Below are 19,130 nucleotides of genomic sequence, written 5' to 3' on the forward strand. Positions count from 1 at the left end.
GCTTTTTTGTGGGCGATGGATTTAGCTCATCATCCCTTTTACCAAGCGTTCCTGTTCGATCAGCTCACGCTGGCGTGCGTCGATACGCGAGGACAGCGGGAAGTTGTTGCCAGCGCGGCGCTTGGCAAAGTCCAGTTGTTGAATGGCCTGCTGGAAGTCGCCCACCAATGCAAAGTACTCGGCGCGGGCTTGATGCAACCCGATGATGTTGCCGGACAGCCCGCGTGTCTCGGCGACCTGATACCAGACGTCCGGATCATCCGGACGGGATTTGAGCAATGCATCCAAAGCCTTCTCCGCATCGGCGGTGCGATTCTGTTTGAGCAGCAGGTCTACCCGTACCTGATTCAGCGGGTAATTGCCGGGGTATTGGGTGAGCATGCGGTCAGTGCGTTGCTGTGCATCGGGCAAGCGGTTGTTGGTGATGTCCAGTTCGATCTGCGCCAAGTTGTAAGTGATGTCGTTGGGTGCTTTGGCCAGCAGCGGCGCCAGGGTTTCTCGCGCTTCCTTGAGTTGAGTGCCCTTGATCTGGGCGATGGCCAGGCCATAGCGCGCCACATCGTTTTTCGGGTTCTCGTCCAGCTGCGCCTGGAAGCGCTTGGCGGCCAGGCCCGGGGTGTCTTCGTATTGCAACTGCACGCGTGCGCGAATCAACTGGTAGCGCAGGCTGTCTTCTTTGCCGCCGGGTTTGGCTTGCTCGGCGCGGTTGCGGGTATCAGCGATCCGTGACTCGGTCACCGGGTGAGTCAACAGAAACTCCGGCGGCTTGGCGTCGAAACGGTATTGGCGCATCAGGCGTTCGAACATGGTCGGCATGGAGCGCGGGTCGTACCCGGCTTTTTCCAGATTGAGGATGCCAATACGGTCAGCCTCCTGTTCGTTCTGGCGGGAGAACCGACGTTGTTCCTGGATTGCGGCCGCCTGGCTGCCGGCAATCGCGGCAATACCGGCGTCACCCGCACCCGCTGCTGCGGCGATAATGCCGCCGAGCAGAGCGGCCATCATCGGGATTTGCATGCGCGACTGCGCCTCCACACCACGGGCAAAGTGGCGTTGGGACAAGTGCGCCAATTCGTGGGCGAGCACCGAGGCATATTCGCCTTCGGTCTGGGCGTTGAGGAACAGCCCGCCATTGACCCCGACAATCCCGCCAGGGGCGGCAAAGGCGTTGAGCTGGGGGCTGTTGATCAGGATGAACTCCAGGCGCCGGTCATTGACCTGGCTGGTCTCCACCAGCTTGTACACGCTGGTTTCGACGTAATCCTTGAGCTGCGGGTCATTGAGTTGTGAGACCTGGCCGCGCAAGTAGGCCAGCCATGCACGGCCCAGTTGGTATTCCTGTTGTGGCGAGACAATGGCAGAACTGGCGTCGCCGAGTGACGGCAGGTCGTCAGCGAAGGCCGGAGAGGCCAGCAGGCAAGCCAGCGTCAGCAGGGTAGGGCGCAAAAAAGTCATGCACAGAGCCTTTCGACAAAGAGCTTACTGTAGCCGGACACTGAGCTTCGGACCAGATATTCTAAGCACCCCAAACGCTTGCCCGGAGTAAAACCATGACCGACGCTGTAGCCTTTGATGCCGAACTCGATGCCAGCGGCCTCAATTGCCCGTTGCCGTTACTCAAGGCCAAGCTGGAACTCAATCGACTGGCCAGCGGGGCAGTACTTAAGGTAATCGCCACGGACGCGGGCTCCCAGCGTGATTTCCGCACGTTTGCCAAGCTGGCTGGCCACACTTTATTGCATGAAGAAGACGCCGCCGGTGTATACCGCTATTGGTTGCGCAAGTCCTGAACCGTTTGCCCCCACCACCCGAGGTTGATTGATGTTCAAAGTGTTACGAGACTGGATTCAGCGCTACTTCTCCGATGAAGAAGCTGTGGTGCTGGCGGTCCTGCTGTTCCTGGCCTTTACCGCTGTGCTCACCTTGGGCGGCATGTTGGCACCCGTGTTGGCGGGGATGGTGCTGGCGTACCTGATGCAGGGGCTGGTCACCACGCTGGAGCGTTTGCGCTTGCCGGGCGCAGTGGCGGTGGGCTTGGTGTTTGCCTTGTTCATGGGGCTGTTGGTGGTGTTCATCGTGGTGGTGTTGCCATTGCTGTGGCATCAACTGATCACGCTGTTCAATGAGCTGCCGGGTATGCTCGCCAAGTGGCAGTCGCTGTTGCTGTTGTTGCCCGAACGCTACCCGCATCTGGTCTCGGACGAGCAGGTGCTGCAGGCGATAGAAGTGGCACGCGGCGAGATCGGAAAGTTCGGGCAATGGGCGTTGACCTTTTCCCTGTCCAGCCTGCCGTTGCTGGTCAATATCATGATCTACCTGGTGCTGGTGCCGATCCTGGTGTTCTTTTTCCTCAAGGACCGCGCGATGATCGGCCGCTGGGTAAGCGGTTACCTGCCGCGTGAACGGGCGCTGATCACGCGTGTGGCCGAGGAGATGAACCGGCAGATCGCCAATTACATCCGTGGCAAAGTCATTGAGATCGTTATCTGCGGGGGCGTTACCTACATCGCTTTCGTCGCGCTCGGGCTGAACTACGCGGCATTGCTGGCGTTGCTGGTGGGCGTGTCGGTGGTGGTGCCGTATGTCGGTGCGGTAGTGGTGACGGTGCCGGTGATGTTGATCGCGTTGTTCCAGTGGGGCTGGAGTGACCAGTTCATCTACCTGATGGCGGTGTACGGCATTATCCAGACATTGGATGGCAACGTGCTGGTGCCCCTGCTGTTCTCGGAGGCCGTCAACCTGCACCCGGTGGCGATCATCTGCGCCGTGCTGTTGTTTGGTGGGTTATGGGGATTTTGGGGCGTGTTCTTTGCGATTCCCCTGGCGACACTGTTCAAGGCCGTACTGGATGCTTGGCCACGACAAGAGCCGGTAGTTGCGCCTTTATTGTAACGATTGGGGCGAACACCCAGTGTTCGCCCTAACGCTTCAAGCCTTGTTCAACGCCTGCGCCGCCGCCAACACGGCATCCACATGGCCCGGCACTTTCACACCACGCCATTCCTGACGCAGCACGCCATCCTTGTCGATCAAAAAGGTGCTGCGATCCACGCCCAAGTATTCCTTGCCGTAAAGCTTCTTCAGCTTGATCACATCAAACAGCTGGCAAACGGCTTCGTCCTTGTCGCTGATCAGCTCAAAGGGAAATTCCTGCTTGCCCTTGAAGTTTTCGTGGGACTTAACGCTGTCGCGCGACACGCCGAACACCTCGGTGTTGGCGGTCTTGAACGCCGCGTACTGATCGCGAAACCCTTGGCCTTCAGTGGTGCAGCCCGGCGTGCTGTCTTTCGGATAGAAATAGATCACCACTTGCTTGCCCTTAAGGGCGGCAAGGCTGAAGGTCTGGCCGCTGGTGGCCTGGGCTTCGAAATCGGCCACGGGTTTGTCGATGGCTACCGGCATAAGTACTTCCTTACATGGGGTTCTGTGGGCGCCATGGCTCGATCAAGGCGTCGAGGTTCAGGGCATCGGCGAAATCCAGGAACTGGTCACGCAGCCAACTGATCTGCACACCGGCCGGCAAGGTCACGGTGAACGTGGCATTGAGCATGGTGCCGCCGGTTTGTGGCGCCTGGTAAGTGTCGCAGGTCAGGTTTTCCAGCTCGACGTTGTGGTCGATAAAGAACTGGCACAGCTCGTTGACGATGTCCGAGCGGTAGGCCGAGCTGACATACGCCACATAAGGCAGCGCCTGTGGACGGTTCTCCAGCGCGGCGCTGCGTACTACGTTGACGGTGAAGTCGTGCTTCTTGGCCAAGCCCGGCAAGCCGGTTTCGAGGCGGGCGAGGGCGTCCCAGGTGCCGGAAATCTGCAAAACCAGTGCACTGCACTCGCCATGGCGCGTGAGGCGGGACGTCACGACAGCGCAACGGTTTTCATGGCTGGCGCGGCACAGGACGTTGGTCAGCTCCATGGGGTTGGCGCCGAGGGCACTGATAACAAGGAATTGTTCGCGAACTGTGGGGGTGGACATGCAGCCTTCCTAAAACGATGAGCGGTCGATACGGTGAGGGCTGTATCGATCAAAGGATGAAGGGTAGCGAAAACCGTCGCCAAGGGATAGGAGGTGGCGTTTTCATTGCGTGATCGGTCTGATTTCAGCGTGCTTCAAGGTGCGCTTTGGCCCAATGATGGCATTGCCCGTCGTTTAGTTGGCCCAGAACGCATCCTCAGGCGGTACTTCGCTTGTACAAGCATCTTGGCGCCAGTACCATTACGGCTCTCTTTTTCCGGCAGGAGCGGTTGCATGATTGCGGGCAGTATGGTGGCACTGGTCACACCCATGGATGCACAAGGTCATCTCGACTGGGATAGCCTGGGCAAACTGGTGGACTTCCACCTGCAAGAGGGCACCAACGCCATCGTGGCGGTCGGCACCACAGGTGAATCGGCCACGCTGGATGTGGAAGAACACATCCAGGTGATCGAATTTGTGGTCAAGCGCGTCGCGGGCCGTATCGCCGTGATCGCCGGTACGGGCGCCAACTCGACGCGTGAAGCGATCGAATTGACCAAAAACGCCAAGAAAGCCGGCGCCGATGCCTGCCTGCTGGTGACCCCGTACTACAACAAGCCGACCCAGGAAGGCCTGTACCAGCACTTTCGCACCATTGCCGAAGCCGTTGATATCCCGCAGATCCTCTACAACGTACCCGGCCGCACTGCCTGCGACATGAAGGCCGAGACCGTGATCCGCCTGTCCACCGTGCCGAACATCATCGGCATTAAAGAAGCCACCGGCGACCTGCAACGCGCCAAGGATATCCTGGCCGGCGTTAGCAGTGACTTCCTGGTGTATTCCGGTGACGACGCCACGGCTGTCGAGCTGATCCTGCTGGGTGGCAAGGGCAACATCTCCGTGACCGCCAACGTCGCACCGCGCGCCATGAGCGACATGTGCGCCGCCGCCATCAAAGGCGACGCGGTAACTGCCCGTGCGATCCACGAGAAGCTGATGCCGCTCAACAAGACACTGTTTATTGAATCCAACCCTATCCCCGTGAAATGGGCGCTGTTTGAGATGGGCTTGATGCCGGACGGTATCCGTCTGCCGCTCACCCGGCTCAGCGAAGCCTGTCACGAACCGCTGCGACAGGCCCTGCGCCAGTCCGGCGTCCTGGTTTAATTGAGGAAGCACTACGCATGAAGCGATTGGCCGGACTTTCCGCACTTGCCTTGATTATCTCCAGCACCAGTGGCTGCGGTTGGATTTGGGGCCCGGAAGGCTACTTCCGTGACCGCGGCAGCGATTACCTGGAAGCACAAGCAACCAAACCGATGCAGTTGCCGCCGGACGTCAATGTCGCCAAGCGCCTTGACCCGTTGCTGCCTATTCCGCGCAACGTTGCCGACGACACCACCAAGGGTGAGTACGTGGTGCCGCGTCCACAGCCGATCTCGGCCGTGGCGGACGCCAGTGACTACAGCCTGCAGAAGAGCGGCGACAACCGCTGGATCGTCGCCCAACGCCCACCTGCCGAAGTGTGGCCGGTGGCGGTGCAGTTCTTCCAGGACAACGGTTTCCGCATTGACCAGCAACGCCCGCAGACCGGTGAGTTCACCACTGCATGGCAGCGCAGCAGCGAACTGTCCGCCAACATGGCCCAGCGCCTGCAGGCCGGTGGCGTAGCTGCTGACAGCGAAGCCCGTGTGCGTGTGCGCATCGAGCCAGGCGTGCAGCGCAATACCAGTGAAGTTTACGTGGTCAGCGCCGAGCGTCCTGCTGGCAGCACTGCCAATGTCGACTTCACCCCGCGTTCGGTCAACATGGGCGTTGACGCCGCGCTGGTCGACGAGATGCTCGCCAGCATGAGCCGTATCTCCGAGAAGGGCGGTTCGGTTTCCCTGCTTGCCGCTCGTGATTACGACACGCCTAACCGCGTCAGCCTCACCGAAGACGGCAGCGGTAACGTGGTGCTGAACCTGGGTGAAGACCTCGACCGTGCCTGGGCCAGTGTTGGTCGCGCGTTGGAGCAAGGTCCTTGGCGCGTTGAAGACATCAACCGTAGCCTGGGCCTGTACTACATCAACGTGGCTGAAAAGGCCGAGAAAAAAGACGACGAGCCAGGTTTCTTCGGCAAATTGTTCGGCAGCAAGCCGACCAAGGAAGAGATCGAAACCCGTGCCGAGCGTTACCAGGTTCGTTTGAGCAAGGTGGGCGAAAGCGTACAAGTCACCGTCGAGAAAAACATCAACACCGTTGCGCCCGCTGAAACAGCGCGCAAAGTGTTGGGCGTGATTCAGGACAACCTGGGCTGATCCGATGCGTTTTGCCGTTCTCGGCAGCGGTAGCCAAGGGAACGGCACGCTGGTCGCCCACGACGACACGTACGTGCTGGTGGATTGTGGTTTCTCGTTAAAAGAAACCGAACGGCGCCTGCTGCGCCTGGGGGTTCACCCCACGCAGCTGAGCGCGATTCTAGTGACCCACGAACATGCCGACCACGTGCATGGCGTGGGTTTGCTGTCTCGGCGCTACAATCTTCCGGTGTACTTGAGTCGCGGCACGCTGCGCGGGATGCGCAAACCCATAGAACCCGCAGGTTTCCTGGCTGGTGGTGAGCAGCTGCAGATTGGTGCGTTGAGCATCGATGTGATTGCCGTGGCACACGACGCCCAGGAGCCGACGCAGTACGTATTCAGTGACGGTGAGCGGCGTTTCGGCGTGCTCACCGACCTGGGCTCCTACTGCTCCAAGGTGCTGGACGGTTACCGCAACCTCGATGCATTGATGATCGAGTCCAACCACTGTCGAGACCTGCTGGCTCGTGGTCACTACCCGTACTTTCTCAAGCAGCGGGTGGGTGGCGAACTGGGACATTTGAACAACCACCAGGCAGCGTACCTGGTGTATGAGTTGGGCTGGCAAGACCTGCAACACCTGGTCCTGGCCCACCTGAGCAGCAAGAACAACCTGCCGACGCTTGCCCGGCAATGTTTTGTCGACACCCTCGGGTGCGACCCGGACTGGCTGCAACTGGCCGATCAAGATTCAGGGCTCGACTGGCGACACATCGCCTAGCCCACCTCACTCAAAGCGGAGCCCATCATGGAAAAACGTGAAGAACTCTACCGCGGCAAAGCCAAGTCGGTATACAAGACCGACGACGCCAACCGCCTGATCCTGCTGTTTCGCAACGACACCTCGGCGTTCGACGGCAAGCGTATCGAACAACTTGATCGCAAAGGCATGGTGAACAACAAGTTCAACGCCTTCATCATGCAGAAACTCGAAGCGGCCGGCATTCCGACCCAATTCGACACACTGCTGGGCGACAACGAGTGCCTGGTGAAGAAGCTGGACATGATTCCGGTCGAATGCGTCGTGCGCAACTACGCCGCCGGCAGCCTGGTCAAGCGCCTGGGCGTGGAAGAGGGCCTCAAGCTCAACCCTTACACCTTCGAGCTGTTCCTGAAGGACGACGCCAAGGGCGACCCGTTCATCAATGAATCCCACGTTGTGGCATTCGGCTGGGGCACCGCAGAGCAACTGGCGCGCATGAAGGAGTTGTCCCTCAAGGTCAACGACGTGCTGACCAAGCTGTTCGACGACGCCGGCCTGCTGCTGGTCGACTTCAAGCTGGAATTCGGCGTGTTCCACGACGGCTCCATCGTCCTGGGCGACGAGTTCAGCCCGGACGGCTGCCGCCTGTGGGACAAAGACACCAAGAAGAAGATGGACAAAGACCGCTTCCGCCAGGGCCTCGGTGACGTCATCGAAGCCTACGAAGAAGTCGCCAATCGTCTCGGCGTACCGCTTTAATCGACGCAAGCATCTGATAGCACGGAAAAAAATCGCTTTTGGGGTTTGCTTCCGCGAAACACACTGTTATGATGCGCGCCGTTGGAGAGATGCCAGAGTGGCCGAATGGGACGGATTCGAAATCCGTTGTACCTTCACCGGTACCTAGGGTTCGAATCCCTATCTCTCCGCCATTATTAGTTAAAAAAGCCCCGTTTTACGGGGCTTTTTTATGGGCAATGGTTTTGTTCCGCCATTTGTTCCCCCGCTACGTTTTCATGGGAATGCAATGTTTGTTAATAAGCGCATTCGTCCATTCCCCTTTCAGTGTTTGAGGGGGGAGTGCCGATGGCCCGCTTGTGAGTTCAACGCCCATATCCAGCGCCATTTGCGCCTACACGAGCGTGCAGTCGGAGTTAAGGGACATTGTTTGTACTGTTCACCTGAAGGCCCTGTTATCGTCAGTCCCGTCGACTGCCTGCGCATCGATTCTCCCTTCGGCTCGATGCGTTAAGTGATGGGGGATCCTGGCGTTGGATCGCCTATCAGCGGATGCCAGCTGCCATCCAGTATTTGGCTGCTCGCCAGTCTAGAGCGATGGTCGTGGTGGTCGTCCAGCAATTTGGGTGGTCAGTAGTTCTAGGCGCTGGCCGTCCAGGGTTGGCAAGTTGATCTTGGCGTAACCCGCCATTGGTTTGATGAGGCGGGTAACGCCATGAGTCATCTCCGATCTTACTCAAGCATGGCGGGCGTTGTAGTGGTCCTGACAGGCCTTGTATGCTGGTGCCTTCACCGTATGGTTTTCTGCGGGTGAGGTATCTTTAACTTGGGAGGGGGCGAGATGGCCTTAAAGTATCTGTGTGGCGTTCTGGACGAGTAAACCACACAACCGGATAGAGAGAGGGTTGGCCACCGGGTTAACCATGATATTGGCAACCGCTTATTGAGTCGTACGTCCGTAATCTGCGTGATTGCATAGACTTGACCGGCGGTTGAGTGCCCCGACTATTTTTCGCTTCAACGGTTCGCTCTTCCATAAAGTAAGTCCGGCCATGAGGCAGCCTCTCATTTTCAGGTCGCGAAACAACGGATGCCCCTAGGCAATCATCATTCACCATGAACAGGCATCGAACAGCTCACCTGGGCACCCCGCCGAGCTGCATCGATAACCTGAAAACTCATGACGGTGAAACCCGATAAAAGAGTTAGCTCCCGAGCAGGGATTCATAGGGCGTTGAGTTGCCATTCGCTGCATCGTGAACTGAAGCTGGCACCTGCCAGATCAGAACGCCAGAGGTGTCGCTACGAGGCTGTGATACCTGCATCCAAAGTTCTGTGCCTTCCCGGTTGAAAGCAGTTGAACGGACTTGCATGCCCTCAGGTATCTGGACACGCGCGATGTTGCTCCCGGTATGCAGGTCCCAGACGAGCACCTGGTTGGCGACTTGGGCGTTACTCACACTCATTGCCAGCAGCTTACCGTGAGCGGTACGTGCAAGAGCGGATGCGTCAAATTCCGAAACGAGTTCGAAAATCGGTTCTCCGCTGGAGAGCCGTTGAATTCGATAGGCATATGTGTAGTTGTCCGACCTGGCTACCTTCGCCAGCACCCAGTCGCCTGCTGAACTTCCGAAAACCGGGTTCGTCACGCTAAGTCGATAGCCTTTTTCTGCCTTACCCGTCTCCGGCGAGATGCCGACCAAGCCGTGGTCGGTGAACCAGAACAGGCCATCACCTAGATCCGGACCTTCACTCGGGTTCTTTGGAAGCCCTTCTTGGAATGCACGTTGTATGACTTCTGACCTACGCTTCCAGAATGCCTGCATGCCAATTGCTTTTCCTGAGCGCATGTCCATCATCCGTTCGGGGAACTGGTTACGAGTTGCCATGTGTGACTCGGCGTATAAATACGACCGACCATCGGCCCGCAGCAGCCAACGAGGCGGTAAGGTGCTTTGCATGCATACTCCCGTATCCTGCACTTCGCCGCTATTACTTATCTGCCTTGGGCAGCTGTGCAAGGTCTGGGTGGACCAGTCGGGCATTTCATTTCGCATGAGCCACAAGCGCCCCAGCGCATCCACCTGTGACTCACCAATGTTTCGGCTTTCGCGCACGGGCTGCACGGCAATGGCCTCACCCTTGAGCAAAAGAATGCTGCCTGCATCATTTTTGGTGCCCATGGGAAAGTAGAAGTGCCCGCCCGAGAGAGATCGGATCGGCCCCTTGCGGATCGTGCTGCCAATCCCAGGCAAGACATACCAATCAGCCGTCACTACTGGACCGTCCGCCAATCGGCGTGAAGGCGGTGCTGGTGCTGGTGCTGGGCGAGGGGGCGCTTCGTCGTCCATGGCTAGTTTCAACTCGCGAACTTGCGCGCTGGGGTACGCAGAAAACCTGCGGGCGATGCTCTCTAGATGTGCCGTTCGTCCGACGTTGACGAAGTCTACCTTTTGCTGCTCTGTTTCCCAGTGTGGGTCGGGAAGGCAGGTGACGCCTGACATACACCTAGAGAGTTTGAATTTTTTCCGGTGCCACGAGGTTTTCTCTGCGGCGTACCAGAGCAAGGTGAGTGGCGAGGGACCAACCAACGTTGACACGTCCATCAGCACCACGTGCTCTTCGATTTTGAGATTGTTGCTGGAATGACTTCTGGAAAAAGTATAACGAGTGCTAGGTAAGCCGTTCAGCAGTTTATCGTCGCGTTCGGACTGAGCCGGCGACATGCTCTGGACGACATCTTTCCATCGCTCCTCCTCCTGGGGTGCGATATTTCCTGCCTCTTTTGCGATTTTTAACGTGTGTAGGCGTTCAATTTTTCCTTGCGCAAAAATTTGAGGGTGAAAGTGGTAGTACACCTTCACCCAGTCCGACTCCATGTCATTGAGGGCGTATGCGGTGACTTCGCTTTGGTAGAGATCTTGGGTTGCCTGTTCATTGCTTAGAAGCGCAGCTTTCACCTCGTCGATAGGGTGCGGAATCAGATAGGCCTGACCACTGAAATAATCGCGCCCGGACAGAAGTCTCAGACCCGAAGCGCTATCGATGCTCGGCGACTCAGTGGTGGCCGATGTGGATTGAGGGGGGAGAGTGCTCGCCACTGCTCTTCCCACTCCCAAGCCTACTGTCATCATTACGCATGCGACGCCGAGCAGTAGCTTGGAGGTCCACCAAGCTGTGCGCAAAATCATCTTTGAGTCCTTTTCATGTTGGTGATTTCTTGGTGAAGAGTGCGCTAAATGCCTGCGCTGAGACGGTGCAATCACGCTCGGGGCCGTGAGCGCACTCAAGCGGGATGTGCGCAAGTAGCAGATGCCTTACGCCTGTAGGCAGCCTGAGCGTATGCGAACTTGCTTGGGATTGTCAGCTCCGAACGGCTGCGCACCATTTTATAAAATAGCTCGGATCTTCGGCGTCCACCAATGATTACGACGCCCGCCACTGAGCATTGGAATATTCGGGGAGCGGCGTACTACGCCGCCCAAGAGGGGAGGCTTGTATGAAGTCACTGTTGAATACCTGTCAGCAACTGATTGAGCTAGGCCTGAAAGGCGTGGCCAGTGCCGATGACCATCGGTTGAACCGACCGAATCTTTAGAAACAGCCATTCGATTTGCGTCCTGGTCTGATGATGGCGTCTGAAACCAGTGAGCGTGAAACACGTAAGGTGAGCGCGTCCTGAAAACCGCCACACTGAGAGAGACGTAGGCCACCTTGGAAAGTATCGAGTACAAGGCAAGCGGGGGGGGGGCGCAACGTGGTCATGACCTTGGCGGATTATGAAGGGTTGCGTCGCCGGCAGAATCTTATCCGGTCAATCGCCGTACGCGAATCGTGCACGTCCACACTGATGCTGGATCTGCCGGTGTGATCACCGTGCCGTGGAATGACGCCTGCTGAGAAGATCCGCGAGATCCGGGAGTTCATTCGTCGGTGTATGGACGAAGGCCTCGAGTACGTGGTTGATGCGCCGACCTCGGCTCAGGTGCACCTATTCAGTGGCTGGCACCTGGAAGAACTCCTATATGATCGTGATCATCAGTCTCGGTGAGGTGGTGTTGCCCTATCGCACTGTGCTGATGCCGTTGCTGGGGTCTTTGGCTGCCTGCCGATGGTTCATGTTGAAGAGCAGCAGAGCGCCAGAGTGGCTCGAGCATGTTGCGAAGGAATCCGACATCGACGCGGCCAATCCGCATCAGTGGCCGGAGAGTTCTATGGAGGTCGAGGCGTCTGCCCCTATATTCTTTTACTGTGATCGGTGACCCTACTTTCTTGTCTGTGTTTCTCATTTTTGGTATACAAGCTCCGATTGCTGGGCCTGGCCGCGCCGGACGGCGTGGTGCACGCGGCCTGTCCGAACTACCAGGCCGAATTGAAGGGTTTGGTACGCGGGGATCTGAAAAAACAACGTATCACTGGTTTCTAGGGATAAGCATGAGCAGGATGTCACTCGCGTCGTTAGTTCTTTCCTCCCTGTTGCTGGCCGTGTGCCAGGCCAGCCCGGCCGCCGCGAACGGCGGAGTCGTGTCTGCGGTCGAAATCCAGACAACGGCGGGCAACCCAGCCGCGACCGCGGCAGACAACCCGCTGGCCACCGAGTTGTTCACCCTGGTGGGCAGCCGTGTCTGCGGCAAGGACTGCCCGCAGTACGACGCGCGCGTGGACAAGGCCTTCACCGCTATGCTGGCCGATGCTGCGGGCCTGGGCGATGCGCGCCTGCGTGAACGCCTGCTCAGTGGTCCCCAGCCTGCGGGTCAGCGTGTCGAGATGCATGATGGCGACCGATGGCTATATGGAGCGTGCCAAGCGCACCAATGCAGCACCACTACGCTTATAGCGTTCTATGATCCCGAAGACGGTGCAATGAAGGGAAGGTTGTTGTATCGCTGTCAGGTTTTGTGGTTGGGGAATTTATCTTCCGATGAAATGGATAAGATGAGTGAGCTGGCCCCAGTCGACTACAGCGATATTGGATACAACATTGGCTGTTCGCAGGATTGAGATGAATCGAAGACATGCAGACGCGTTTCTGAAAGAACTTTTTTCATTTGAGGGCGGTGCCATATGCGTGGGAAAAGCCGCAAAAGGATCCTCTGCATTGGTCGAGAACAGGTAGGGCAATAACATGCGAACAGTTCAGGTGATTCTCGTTTTGATCCTCTCTGCCTTGGCGGGTGGAGCCTTTGCCGATGATCCTGGAATCGGAGGGTGGCGCAATCTCGGCCTGCGCCCGGAGGTTTTGTTGAACGGCTCCAAGTCTGCTTTCGCAATACTTCCCCACCAGGCTGCCTTAGGCGCCCGTTTCTCCGTGCTGGACAGGGGGCAATGGCGCGCGGTGTGCTGCGTGGAAGTCGTAAGCCCGCCCTTGTCGGAGGCTAGCCTCAGTGGCTCCTACAGGGTGCCTTCGGTTTGGGCGCTTGATATGACATACAACTGGAATGAAGAACCCAGCTTCAAGTCGTATGTGTTTGCACTGAAAAAGGTGGGTGATCTTGCGAGTCATGGCTTCAGCGGGGCCCATTACGATAGTGGTGAATGGGGCGGTCTTCTGCTGCCGGAGGATGCGCGTACAGACATGACTGGCAAGGTGGTGATGTCCGGGAAGCGCTATTCAGTGCAGATAGACTCAGAAGAAACGGCCGACGGGGAAGGTGTGACGGAGCGGTATCTGCTCGCCCCAGATTCTGGCGGATCGGCGCTGCAGCAGAGCGTCCGGTTCACCAACTACTAACTGAAGTGTCGATGAAGTCCACTGTCTTGGCTGGTTTGGAGGGCGGTCTGGAAAGGGTGCTGGCCAGACGGTTACGCTTCTCCTAGGGGGGCTCGAACTTTTGAGATTTTTAGTTTCACTCGGCTATCTGGGAAGCTTCCTGAAAGCCGAGGGTTGAAAGTTCTTCCGAAAAAGGATGTGTAAATAGGTTGCATCTAGGTCACCGTCCGGCGAAGTCACCTACCTGATCCCCGCAATGAAGGCGATGCTCCCCACCTAAAAATACGTGGGCACTATCGTCTTTATCTCAGTATCAACACGCGCCAAAGAACTTTTTATCCCACGCCGTTTAAAGCCCACGTCGTCGATGTCGACGTTATTCCCGTGCAAATGCTTATGCCCGGCGAGAAGAAAGCTCGCCGCGCGTGTGTCTGGGCTAACTGTGCCACGCAGTTTTTCTCGAGTCCGGAGCGTGAATTTGCAAGGGTGTTTCATCGACGTGGACGACCTGCTGCCCGAGGAATGCGTCGGTGGCCAGAGGCTGCAACTGAACGCTAGTCATACCAACCCATTGGCTAAGGTTGAGCTTGGAATTGCCCAGCCTGCTCGACCGAATATCGATTCCTGTCGGTAAAGCAGCCAATGCTCAGAAAACTGGCGGTCATGGCATGGGCAAGTCTCCCGCAGTCGGATGCCCTGTCGATGACCTGCGCCGGAACGGACACATGGCTGAGTGTGTGCGGGGAAAGGGTGGGCACTTTTCAGCGAACCTACTTCGCCGCAAACCCCATAGGTTTTGGCGCGCGAGGGACGCCATGAGCATGAGAGAAGAGTGCGTTTCCTTCGCTCGACAACCCGGCAGCAATAAACCGGAACCGTGTCGGCGGTTCAGCTAGGGTCGCAAGCGTCGGCCCTATCCCTTCATGCTATCCAGCGACAGCGATAGGATCGCGGGCGGTGACGTAGCTGATATTTGGTCACTCGCTTCTTGTGGCCTGATAGCTTTTTGAGAAAAATCTTGGGAATTTTCCTACAGACCTGTCGTCCGGGGTCCACCGAATTTATTCTGTCATTGGTTGATAATGCTCCGGCACTGAAGTCACAAGATAACTAACCCGGCTGTAGTAGGGGGGTATTTAGTTGTCAGCGACTCTCATTTGAAATGAAAGTGTCGGCTCACTGAATTCTGTTCAAGCACTTAACTAAGATGGATTAATAGGTAATATATCATGTTCAAAAAAACTGCAATCGCTGTTCCGTTTGTCCTTGTGGCCCTCAGTTCCTCAATGGTTTTCGCTGCTGATGACGGTCGTACCTCTATTAACTTGGTAGCCACGGTGCCAAGTGTAACTTTCAATGTCGGTCCTGTGGATCCGGACTTGATCGTAAAGGATCAAGTGATGGCTTACAGTGAGTCTACTGCTGAGATTGCTACTTTGCGCGCCCAGTTTGATACTCGTAATTCGGCGGGGAGTATTGATGCTCGTCTTGAGAGTGCGGCGACACTGTTTAACGGTACTGTGGTTGACACCATTCCGCTTACTGTGACGTTTAATGGTAAGACGCTGGGGCTTACTGCAACGCCGGTTGTTATTGCTACTGAGGCCGCCGCTGGCAAGCGTGTTGATCTAGTCATTACACCTACTAAACCTGCTGGTGGCTACAAGCCTGGCAGTTATACCGGTGCGGTTACCATGATTTTTGATGCGGTGCCAGCGCCTTAAAATTCCAAGAGGCCGTTGAGTAAACTTCTATGCGGCGTCTATCGCCGGTCGGCAGCCCCCCCACTGCCTACCGGTTTTTTTTTGATTATTAATCACCTGTCGAGAGTATTGTTTACATGTTCCCGATGACGCCCATCGCGGCTGCTCTTGCTTTTTTTATATGCACCAGTGCGCTTGCGACACCCGTTTCCAACACAACTCCGCGAAGCCTCCTCGCTCAAGCAAAAGGTTTGCCTGCTGATTTTGAAGAGCATTTTTTTGATGTTCCGCTCGTGGTTCGGGTCGAATTGGATCAGCAGTTTCTTGGGGATGCGATGATCGTCTTAACAAAAGATGATCGCATTACATTGCTCGATTTTACCAATGTTTCCGATAGTAATGTCAAGACGATTGATCGTGATGCGTGGGCTACTTATTTGCAGCAAGGTGTAGCGCTTGGCGCCTGTCAAGGCAGTTGTCCAGAGCAGATGTTGGCTGTGCATTATAACTTGGAGAACTCGTTAGTATCGATTGTCACCGAAAATGCTGAGCGTGATACTGAATCTCGACGTTACTACGAACAGCCCGTAGAGGGCAGCACCGGATTAATGATTCGTAATCAGTTGAATCTTAATGGTGGGCAGGAGCAAGAGCTCGGTGGTCGCTATGCTCTGGAAGCAACTAGTAGTCTCGGCAATTGGACCCAGAGTCTGAATATGCAGTTGGCTCGATTAGGCGGTCCAGATGACAAGCTTTATCATTCGGTGAACGAACTTTACAGTCAGCGCGAAGGGGACGGCAGCTTTTTACGCGTGGGCTATTTCATGCCGAGCTCTGTGGGATTAAGCCGACAGCCGCGTTCTTTCGGCGCAAGCCCCGATACGGCGGTGGGCGCCATGTACGGTAGCTCTGACAGCCTCGCCATCAATAGCTCAAAGCCCAGCGTTTATCCCATCTATGTCACCTCCAATCGACAAGCCACGGTAGAGATCTATCGCAATGGTGTGCTGATCAATACCCAGCCAGTCGATGCGGGTTTGCAAGCCCTGGATACGCGGCCTTTACCCGGTGGTATCTACGAAGTCGAAGTGCGCTTGATTGAGGATGGGCAAACAAGCTCGACCACAGAGGAGCTTGTATATAAGCCGACTAACTGGCGCAACCACGATGAACGCTGGCGTTATAACCTGTTTGCAGGGCAGGAAAGCAAGCTGTTGAGTAATTGGGACGAGCAGTCCTCCGGCGAGATGACAGCCGGCGCTGCGGTCAATTACCTGCTGCATCCGCGAATTATTGTTGGGGGCACGGCAAGACAGGTACGTGACACGCTGCAGTACGGTTCATCGGTCGATTGGACAGTCGCTAACAACCTCAGTGTCTTCGCTAACGTCTACCAAACCCAAGACTACGGCACCGGCCTCGATCTGCAGACGATATACAATTACAGTTCTGGCAGTGTATTTTTCTCTCACACCCGCAGTTGGTTAGATACCACCAATACCTACGAAACCCTACCAGATGGTACGCGGGTGCGTCAGCGTAATGTATTTGTAGGTCAGACCAGCAACTCTTCGGTGTCTGTGAACCACCGCCTTAGCAGCAAAAGCTCGATCAATGGCCGTGTCTCCCACAGTGAGGGGAACACCGAGGGTGTCAGCCTGGATCTGGGGTGGACTCAGCGGACATTTATGTTCGGCAATGATGCTAGCTGGCGTTTTTCGGTATTTGATAGACCTGGCAGCTTTAGCAGCGGCGATGTGCGTAATCGTGGGGTCGACCTCACTGTCAGCCTCGCCCTCGGGCCGCCGGGTGAGCAATTGTCCGGTAGCATCGGCTCACGAACCTCCCGTGATGGCAGTCGTGATAACAATGTGTCGGTTACCTACCGCAAGGAGCTGAAAGACCATGTGCTGCAAAGCGTATCGGCCACCGCGATTACTGACACTTACGGGGTTGGTTTTTCCGGTCTAACCAGTTTTAGTAGCGAGGGTGTCAATGGCGACGCCTTTGTTCAGCGTTCGTCTTACAATGGCAACCTCTCTGGCGGCTTAAATCTGGATAACACCATAGCATTCAGTGGCCAGCAGATTGTTATGACCAGCCAGCACCAGGGCAGCGGTGCCGGGATGATCATCGATGTTGAATCCGATCTCGATGAGATCGCTCTGCGCGCTGACGACCTGAGTGGTGGCAGCACCAGTCTACGGCCCGGACGTAACTTCGTTCCTATCACTGCCTATAAGAACAGCTCCATAAGCTTTGATTTTGAAGGCAATCATCCTCCTTCGGCGAGTATTCAACCTGCGCGCACGAGTTATCATCTTAATAAGGGAGGGGTGGAGTACCGCAAGATCAGTATCAACAAAACCTTGACTGTGCTCGGGCGCTTAATTGATCCTCAAGGAAAGCCGCTCAAAGGGCATCACATTATCAACCACGCCAGTCGGGGAGTGAGTGAAGTGGACGGGTTCTTCTCCATGGAAATGAATGCCGGTTCGCCGACCCTAGAGGTGCGTCATGGTAACCAGTTGCTTTGCCAGTTCCGTCTTGATACCAGCACCTCCCGAATTGAAAATGACGTGTTGATGATCGGTGATTTGCATTGCACGCCGGATACCTTGGCAAACGCCAGTTATAAAATTGATAGTGAGGTTTAAATGACTGGTATGAGTGGTTTTTTTAAAAAGCTTAATGTCAGTACTTTGTTTGTTCTTTTGCTTGCGCCGGGGATGGCGTTTGCAGAAGTATTGAACATTCAAGCAGAATATACACCTGATCCTACCAAGCCTAGCGTGAATCAGTTTAAAAATACGACACCTTCCTCAGGTTACTGCGAACAAAATCCTTATCCATGTTCGGTGTGGGGTGTGTTCACAATTAAAAGCGGTATTACGGCTGAATCTAAAGGCCCTATTTTAGCGAAACATAGTCCGCGTCAAGGGCCGATGTTTAAGCTGCCCGCAGAGTGGCGCGATGTAGAGGTTTTTCCGGAAGACGGTTCAGAGCCGCGACGGGTGAAGTTTCGTGTAACGGCAATAAGTAGCACTTATATTCTGAGCGATGACGCGAAAAATTTGCTTGTTCCCCCTCTTCCAGATGCCAGTGTTCAACGTGCGCATGGAATGCTATGGGGAGGGACGATGACTAATTACGATCCAGGGCTGTGGACTAATGCTCCTCGTCCTTGTACTCGACCAGTCAATACGGCGGTTGCTTATCCACGCACCTTTAGTTTTTACTGGACTGTTCCGAGTGAATGTGGAAAGCAAGCGGCCTTTGACATTCCTAGTTTATCCTATGCGCCAATTGAAATAATGTATGAAATGATCGCACCTGATCCGCTTGCAATGGCTTCGGGTAACTATGAGGGTGAGCTAAATTATAGAGTGGGTCCGGGGCTAGATTTCGACCTAGGCGATATGATGGAAGCAAGTGATGATCTGTTGTCGTTAAAATTTCGTCTCCAGGTAAATCATATTTTCAAAATTACAATCCCCTCGGGCGGAACTAAAATAGATTTACTGCCTGAAGGCGGGTGGCAGGCGTGGCTTAATCAGGGCAGAAGGCCAACGCGTCTGTTTCGTGATCAGGTCTTCAATATTTACACCTCCACAGCCTTCAAAATGAGAATGGAATGTCAGCACTATGCGCAAAATAGCACGTGTGCGTTACAAGATGACAAAGGGGATCAGGTGCCGCTGGATGTCTCGGTGACGTTGCCCAGCGGTTTGCGCGACGCTGAGTTACAGTCAGTGAGCCGTCGTCGTCTACGGGTGGACGGCGTTGGAACCGAAAATTTTGCACCGTCTCAGTATATCGATCGTAAGCCCGGGACGTTGCACTTTGAGGTGAGTAAAGATGCCGTCGAAGATATGTTGCAGCGAGACAGCCTTAGGTATTCGGGTAACGTCATTGTTGTATGGGACTCGCAAATTTAATCGGCACTGGCGTGCCATTTATTCTGGCCCACTGTCTT

The 19,130-nt window shown here is 55.8% G+C and carries 16 protein-coding genes, 1 tRNA gene and 1 pseudogene; 13 read left to right on the forward strand and 5 right to left on the reverse strand.

What is annotated here, in order from left to right; translation table 11 throughout:
- Positions 1–21 precede the first annotated feature (21 nt).
- Positions 22–1,455 (reverse strand): M48 family metallopeptidase, encoded by a 1,434-nt coding sequence (locus tag ACA065_RS07930; protein WP_497694035.1) that lies wholly within the window; start codon positions 1,453–1,455, stop codon positions 22–24.
- Positions 1,456–1,550: 95 nt separating this feature from the next.
- Between ACA065_RS07930 and ACA065_RS07935 the strand changes: the two genes are divergently transcribed.
- Together ACA065_RS07935 and ACA065_RS07940 are read left to right on the forward strand one after the other, a co-directional pair.
- A complete protein-coding gene (locus tag ACA065_RS07935) occupies positions 1,551–1,790 on the forward strand; it encodes a sulfurtransferase TusA family protein (RefSeq protein ID WP_497694036.1) in 240 nt (79 codons plus the stop codon).
- A 31-nt stretch (positions 1,791–1,821) separates the two neighbouring features.
- On the forward strand, positions 1,822–2,892 hold the full coding sequence (locus ACA065_RS07940) for an AI-2E family transporter (RefSeq protein WP_083359648.1): 1,071 nt from the start codon (positions 1,822–1,824) through the stop codon (positions 2,890–2,892).
- A gap of 36 nt (positions 2,893–2,928) precedes the next feature.
- On the opposite strand, the gene ACA065_RS07945 is transcribed toward ACA065_RS07940, so the two are convergent.
- Together ACA065_RS07945 and ACA065_RS07950 are read right to left on the reverse strand one after the other, a co-directional pair.
- On the reverse strand, positions 2,929–3,402 hold the full coding sequence (locus tag ACA065_RS07945) for a peroxiredoxin (RefSeq protein WP_497694037.1): 474 nt from the start codon (positions 3,400–3,402) through the stop codon (positions 2,929–2,931).
- 10 nt (positions 3,403–3,412) lie between these two features.
- Positions 3,413–3,973: a glycine cleavage system transcriptional repressor gene (locus ACA065_RS07950; RefSeq protein WP_003172487.1), complete on the reverse strand. Its 561-nt coding sequence runs from the start codon at positions 3,971–3,973 to the stop codon at positions 3,413–3,415.
- 273 nt (positions 3,974–4,246) lie between these two features.
- Between ACA065_RS07950 and dapA the strand changes: the two genes are divergently transcribed.
- From dapA to ACA065_RS07975, 5 genes are all read left to right on the forward strand, one after another.
- Positions 4,247–5,125 (forward strand): 4-hydroxy-tetrahydrodipicolinate synthase, encoded by an 879-nt coding sequence (gene dapA / locus ACA065_RS07955; RefSeq protein WP_497694038.1) that lies wholly within the window; start codon positions 4,247–4,249, stop codon positions 5,123–5,125.
- A gap of 17 nt (positions 5,126–5,142) precedes the next feature.
- Entirely contained in the window at positions 5,143–6,258 is a 1,116-nt protein-coding gene (bamC, locus tag ACA065_RS07960; RefSeq protein ID WP_497694039.1) for an NlpB/DapX family lipoprotein, read from the forward strand.
- Positions 6,259–6,262: 4 nt separating this feature from the next.
- On the forward strand, positions 6,263–7,021 hold the full coding sequence (locus ACA065_RS07965; protein WP_094952672.1) for an MBL fold metallo-hydrolase: 759 nt from the start codon (positions 6,263–6,265) through the stop codon (positions 7,019–7,021).
- 27 nt (positions 7,022–7,048) lie between these two features.
- Positions 7,049–7,762 carry a phosphoribosylaminoimidazolesuccinocarboxamide synthase gene (purC, locus tag ACA065_RS07970; protein WP_497694040.1) on the forward strand — a complete coding sequence of 238 codons (714 nt, stop codon included), beginning with the start codon at positions 7,049–7,051 and terminating at the stop codon, positions 7,760–7,762.
- 83 nt (positions 7,763–7,845) lie between these two features.
- Positions 7,846–7,935: transfer RNA gene (locus ACA065_RS07975), tRNA-Ser, on the forward strand.
- 1,011 nt (positions 7,936–8,946) lie between these two features.
- Here ACA065_RS07975 and ACA065_RS07980 read toward each other — a convergent pair.
- Positions 8,947–10,932 (reverse strand): hypothetical protein, encoded by a 1,986-nt coding sequence (locus ACA065_RS07980; protein ID WP_497694041.1) that lies wholly within the window; start codon positions 10,930–10,932, stop codon positions 8,947–8,949.
- Positions 10,933–11,766: 834 nt separating this feature from the next.
- Between ACA065_RS07980 and ACA065_RS07985 the strand changes: the two genes are divergently transcribed.
- The 3 genes from ACA065_RS07985 to ACA065_RS07995 all read left to right on the forward strand — a co-directional run bounded on the left by ACA065_RS07985 (position 11,767) and on the right by ACA065_RS07995 (position 13,472).
- Positions 11,767–12,003 (forward strand): hypothetical protein, encoded by a 237-nt coding sequence (locus ACA065_RS07985; RefSeq protein ID WP_497694042.1) that lies wholly within the window; start codon positions 11,767–11,769, stop codon positions 12,001–12,003.
- Positions 12,004–12,184: 181 nt separating this feature from the next.
- Positions 12,185–12,742 carry a hypothetical protein gene (locus tag ACA065_RS07990; protein ID WP_497694043.1) on the forward strand — a complete coding sequence of 186 codons (558 nt, stop codon included), beginning with the start codon at positions 12,185–12,187 and terminating at the stop codon, positions 12,740–12,742.
- A gap of 124 nt (positions 12,743–12,866) precedes the next feature.
- Positions 12,867–13,472, forward strand: a complete 606-nt coding sequence (locus tag ACA065_RS07995) for a hypothetical protein (protein WP_497694044.1) — start codon at positions 12,867–12,869, stop codon at positions 13,470–13,472.
- 430 nt (positions 13,473–13,902) lie between these two features.
- Here ACA065_RS07995 and ACA065_RS08000 read toward each other — a convergent pair.
- Positions 13,903–14,188, reverse strand: a pseudogene (locus ACA065_RS08000) (IS66 family transposase); the annotation flags it as partial.
- Between the two features lie 492 nt (positions 14,189–14,680).
- On the opposite strand from ACA065_RS08000, the gene ACA065_RS08005 reads away from it, so the two are divergent.
- The 3 genes from ACA065_RS08005 to ACA065_RS08015 all read left to right on the forward strand — a co-directional run bounded on the left by ACA065_RS08005 (position 14,681) and on the right by ACA065_RS08015 (position 19,092).
- Positions 14,681–15,175, forward strand: a complete 495-nt coding sequence (locus ACA065_RS08005) for a CS1 type fimbrial major subunit (protein WP_497694045.1) — start codon at positions 14,681–14,683, stop codon at positions 15,173–15,175.
- Between the two features lie 116 nt (positions 15,176–15,291).
- Entirely contained in the window at positions 15,292–17,811 is a 2,520-nt protein-coding gene (locus ACA065_RS08010) for a CS1-pili formation C-terminal domain-containing protein (protein WP_497694046.1), read from the forward strand.
- Positions 17,812–19,092, forward strand: coding sequence for a hypothetical protein (locus ACA065_RS08015; RefSeq protein WP_497694047.1), 1,281 nt, complete (start codon positions 17,812–17,814; stop codon positions 19,090–19,092).
- Positions 19,093–19,130 lie beyond the last annotated feature (38 nt).

This window comes from Pseudomonas sp. LBUM1640, assembly GCF_059716225.1.

Bases quoted from the DNA above. Each gene is read 5' to 3' on its own strand.
- ACA065_RS07930 (WP_497694035.1), bottom strand. From the start codon at position 1,455: ATGACTTTTTTGCGCCCTACCCTGCTGACGCTGGCTTGCCTGCTGGCC.
- ACA065_RS07935 (WP_497694036.1), top strand. From the start codon at position 1,551: ATGACCGACGCTGTAGCCTTTGATGCCGAACTCGATGCCAGCGGCCTC.
- ACA065_RS07940 (WP_083359648.1), top strand. From the start codon at position 1,822: ATGTTCAAAGTGTTACGAGACTGGATTCAGCGCTACTTCTCCGATGAA.
- ACA065_RS07945 (WP_497694037.1), bottom strand. From the start codon at position 3,402: ATGCCGGTAGCCATCGACAAACCCGTGGCCGATTTCGAAGCCCAGGCC.
- ACA065_RS07950 (WP_003172487.1), bottom strand. From the start codon at position 3,973: ATGTCCACCCCCACAGTTCGCGAACAATTCCTTGTTATCAGTGCCCTC.
- dapA (WP_497694038.1), top strand. From the start codon at position 4,247: ATGATTGCGGGCAGTATGGTGGCACTGGTCACACCCATGGATGCACAA.
- bamC (WP_497694039.1), top strand. From the start codon at position 5,143: ATGAAGCGATTGGCCGGACTTTCCGCACTTGCCTTGATTATCTCCAGC.
- ACA065_RS07965 (WP_094952672.1), top strand. From the start codon at position 6,263: ATGCGTTTTGCCGTTCTCGGCAGCGGTAGCCAAGGGAACGGCACGCTG.
- purC (WP_497694040.1), top strand. From the start codon at position 7,049: ATGGAAAAACGTGAAGAACTCTACCGCGGCAAAGCCAAGTCGGTATAC.
- ACA065_RS07980 (WP_497694041.1), bottom strand. From the start codon at position 10,932: ATGATTTTGCGCACAGCTTGGTGGACCTCCAAGCTACTGCTCGGCGTC.
- ACA065_RS07985 (WP_497694042.1), top strand. From the start codon at position 11,767: ATGATCGTGATCATCAGTCTCGGTGAGGTGGTGTTGCCCTATCGCACT.
- ACA065_RS07990 (WP_497694043.1), top strand. From the start codon at position 12,185: ATGTCACTCGCGTCGTTAGTTCTTTCCTCCCTGTTGCTGGCCGTGTGC.
- ACA065_RS07995 (WP_497694044.1), top strand. From the start codon at position 12,867: ATGCGAACAGTTCAGGTGATTCTCGTTTTGATCCTCTCTGCCTTGGCG.
- ACA065_RS08005 (WP_497694045.1), top strand. From the start codon at position 14,681: ATGTTCAAAAAAACTGCAATCGCTGTTCCGTTTGTCCTTGTGGCCCTC.
- ACA065_RS08010 (WP_497694046.1), top strand. From the start codon at position 15,292: ATGTTCCCGATGACGCCCATCGCGGCTGCTCTTGCTTTTTTTATATGC.
- ACA065_RS08015 (WP_497694047.1), top strand. From the start codon at position 17,812: ATGACTGGTATGAGTGGTTTTTTTAAAAAGCTTAATGTCAGTACTTTG.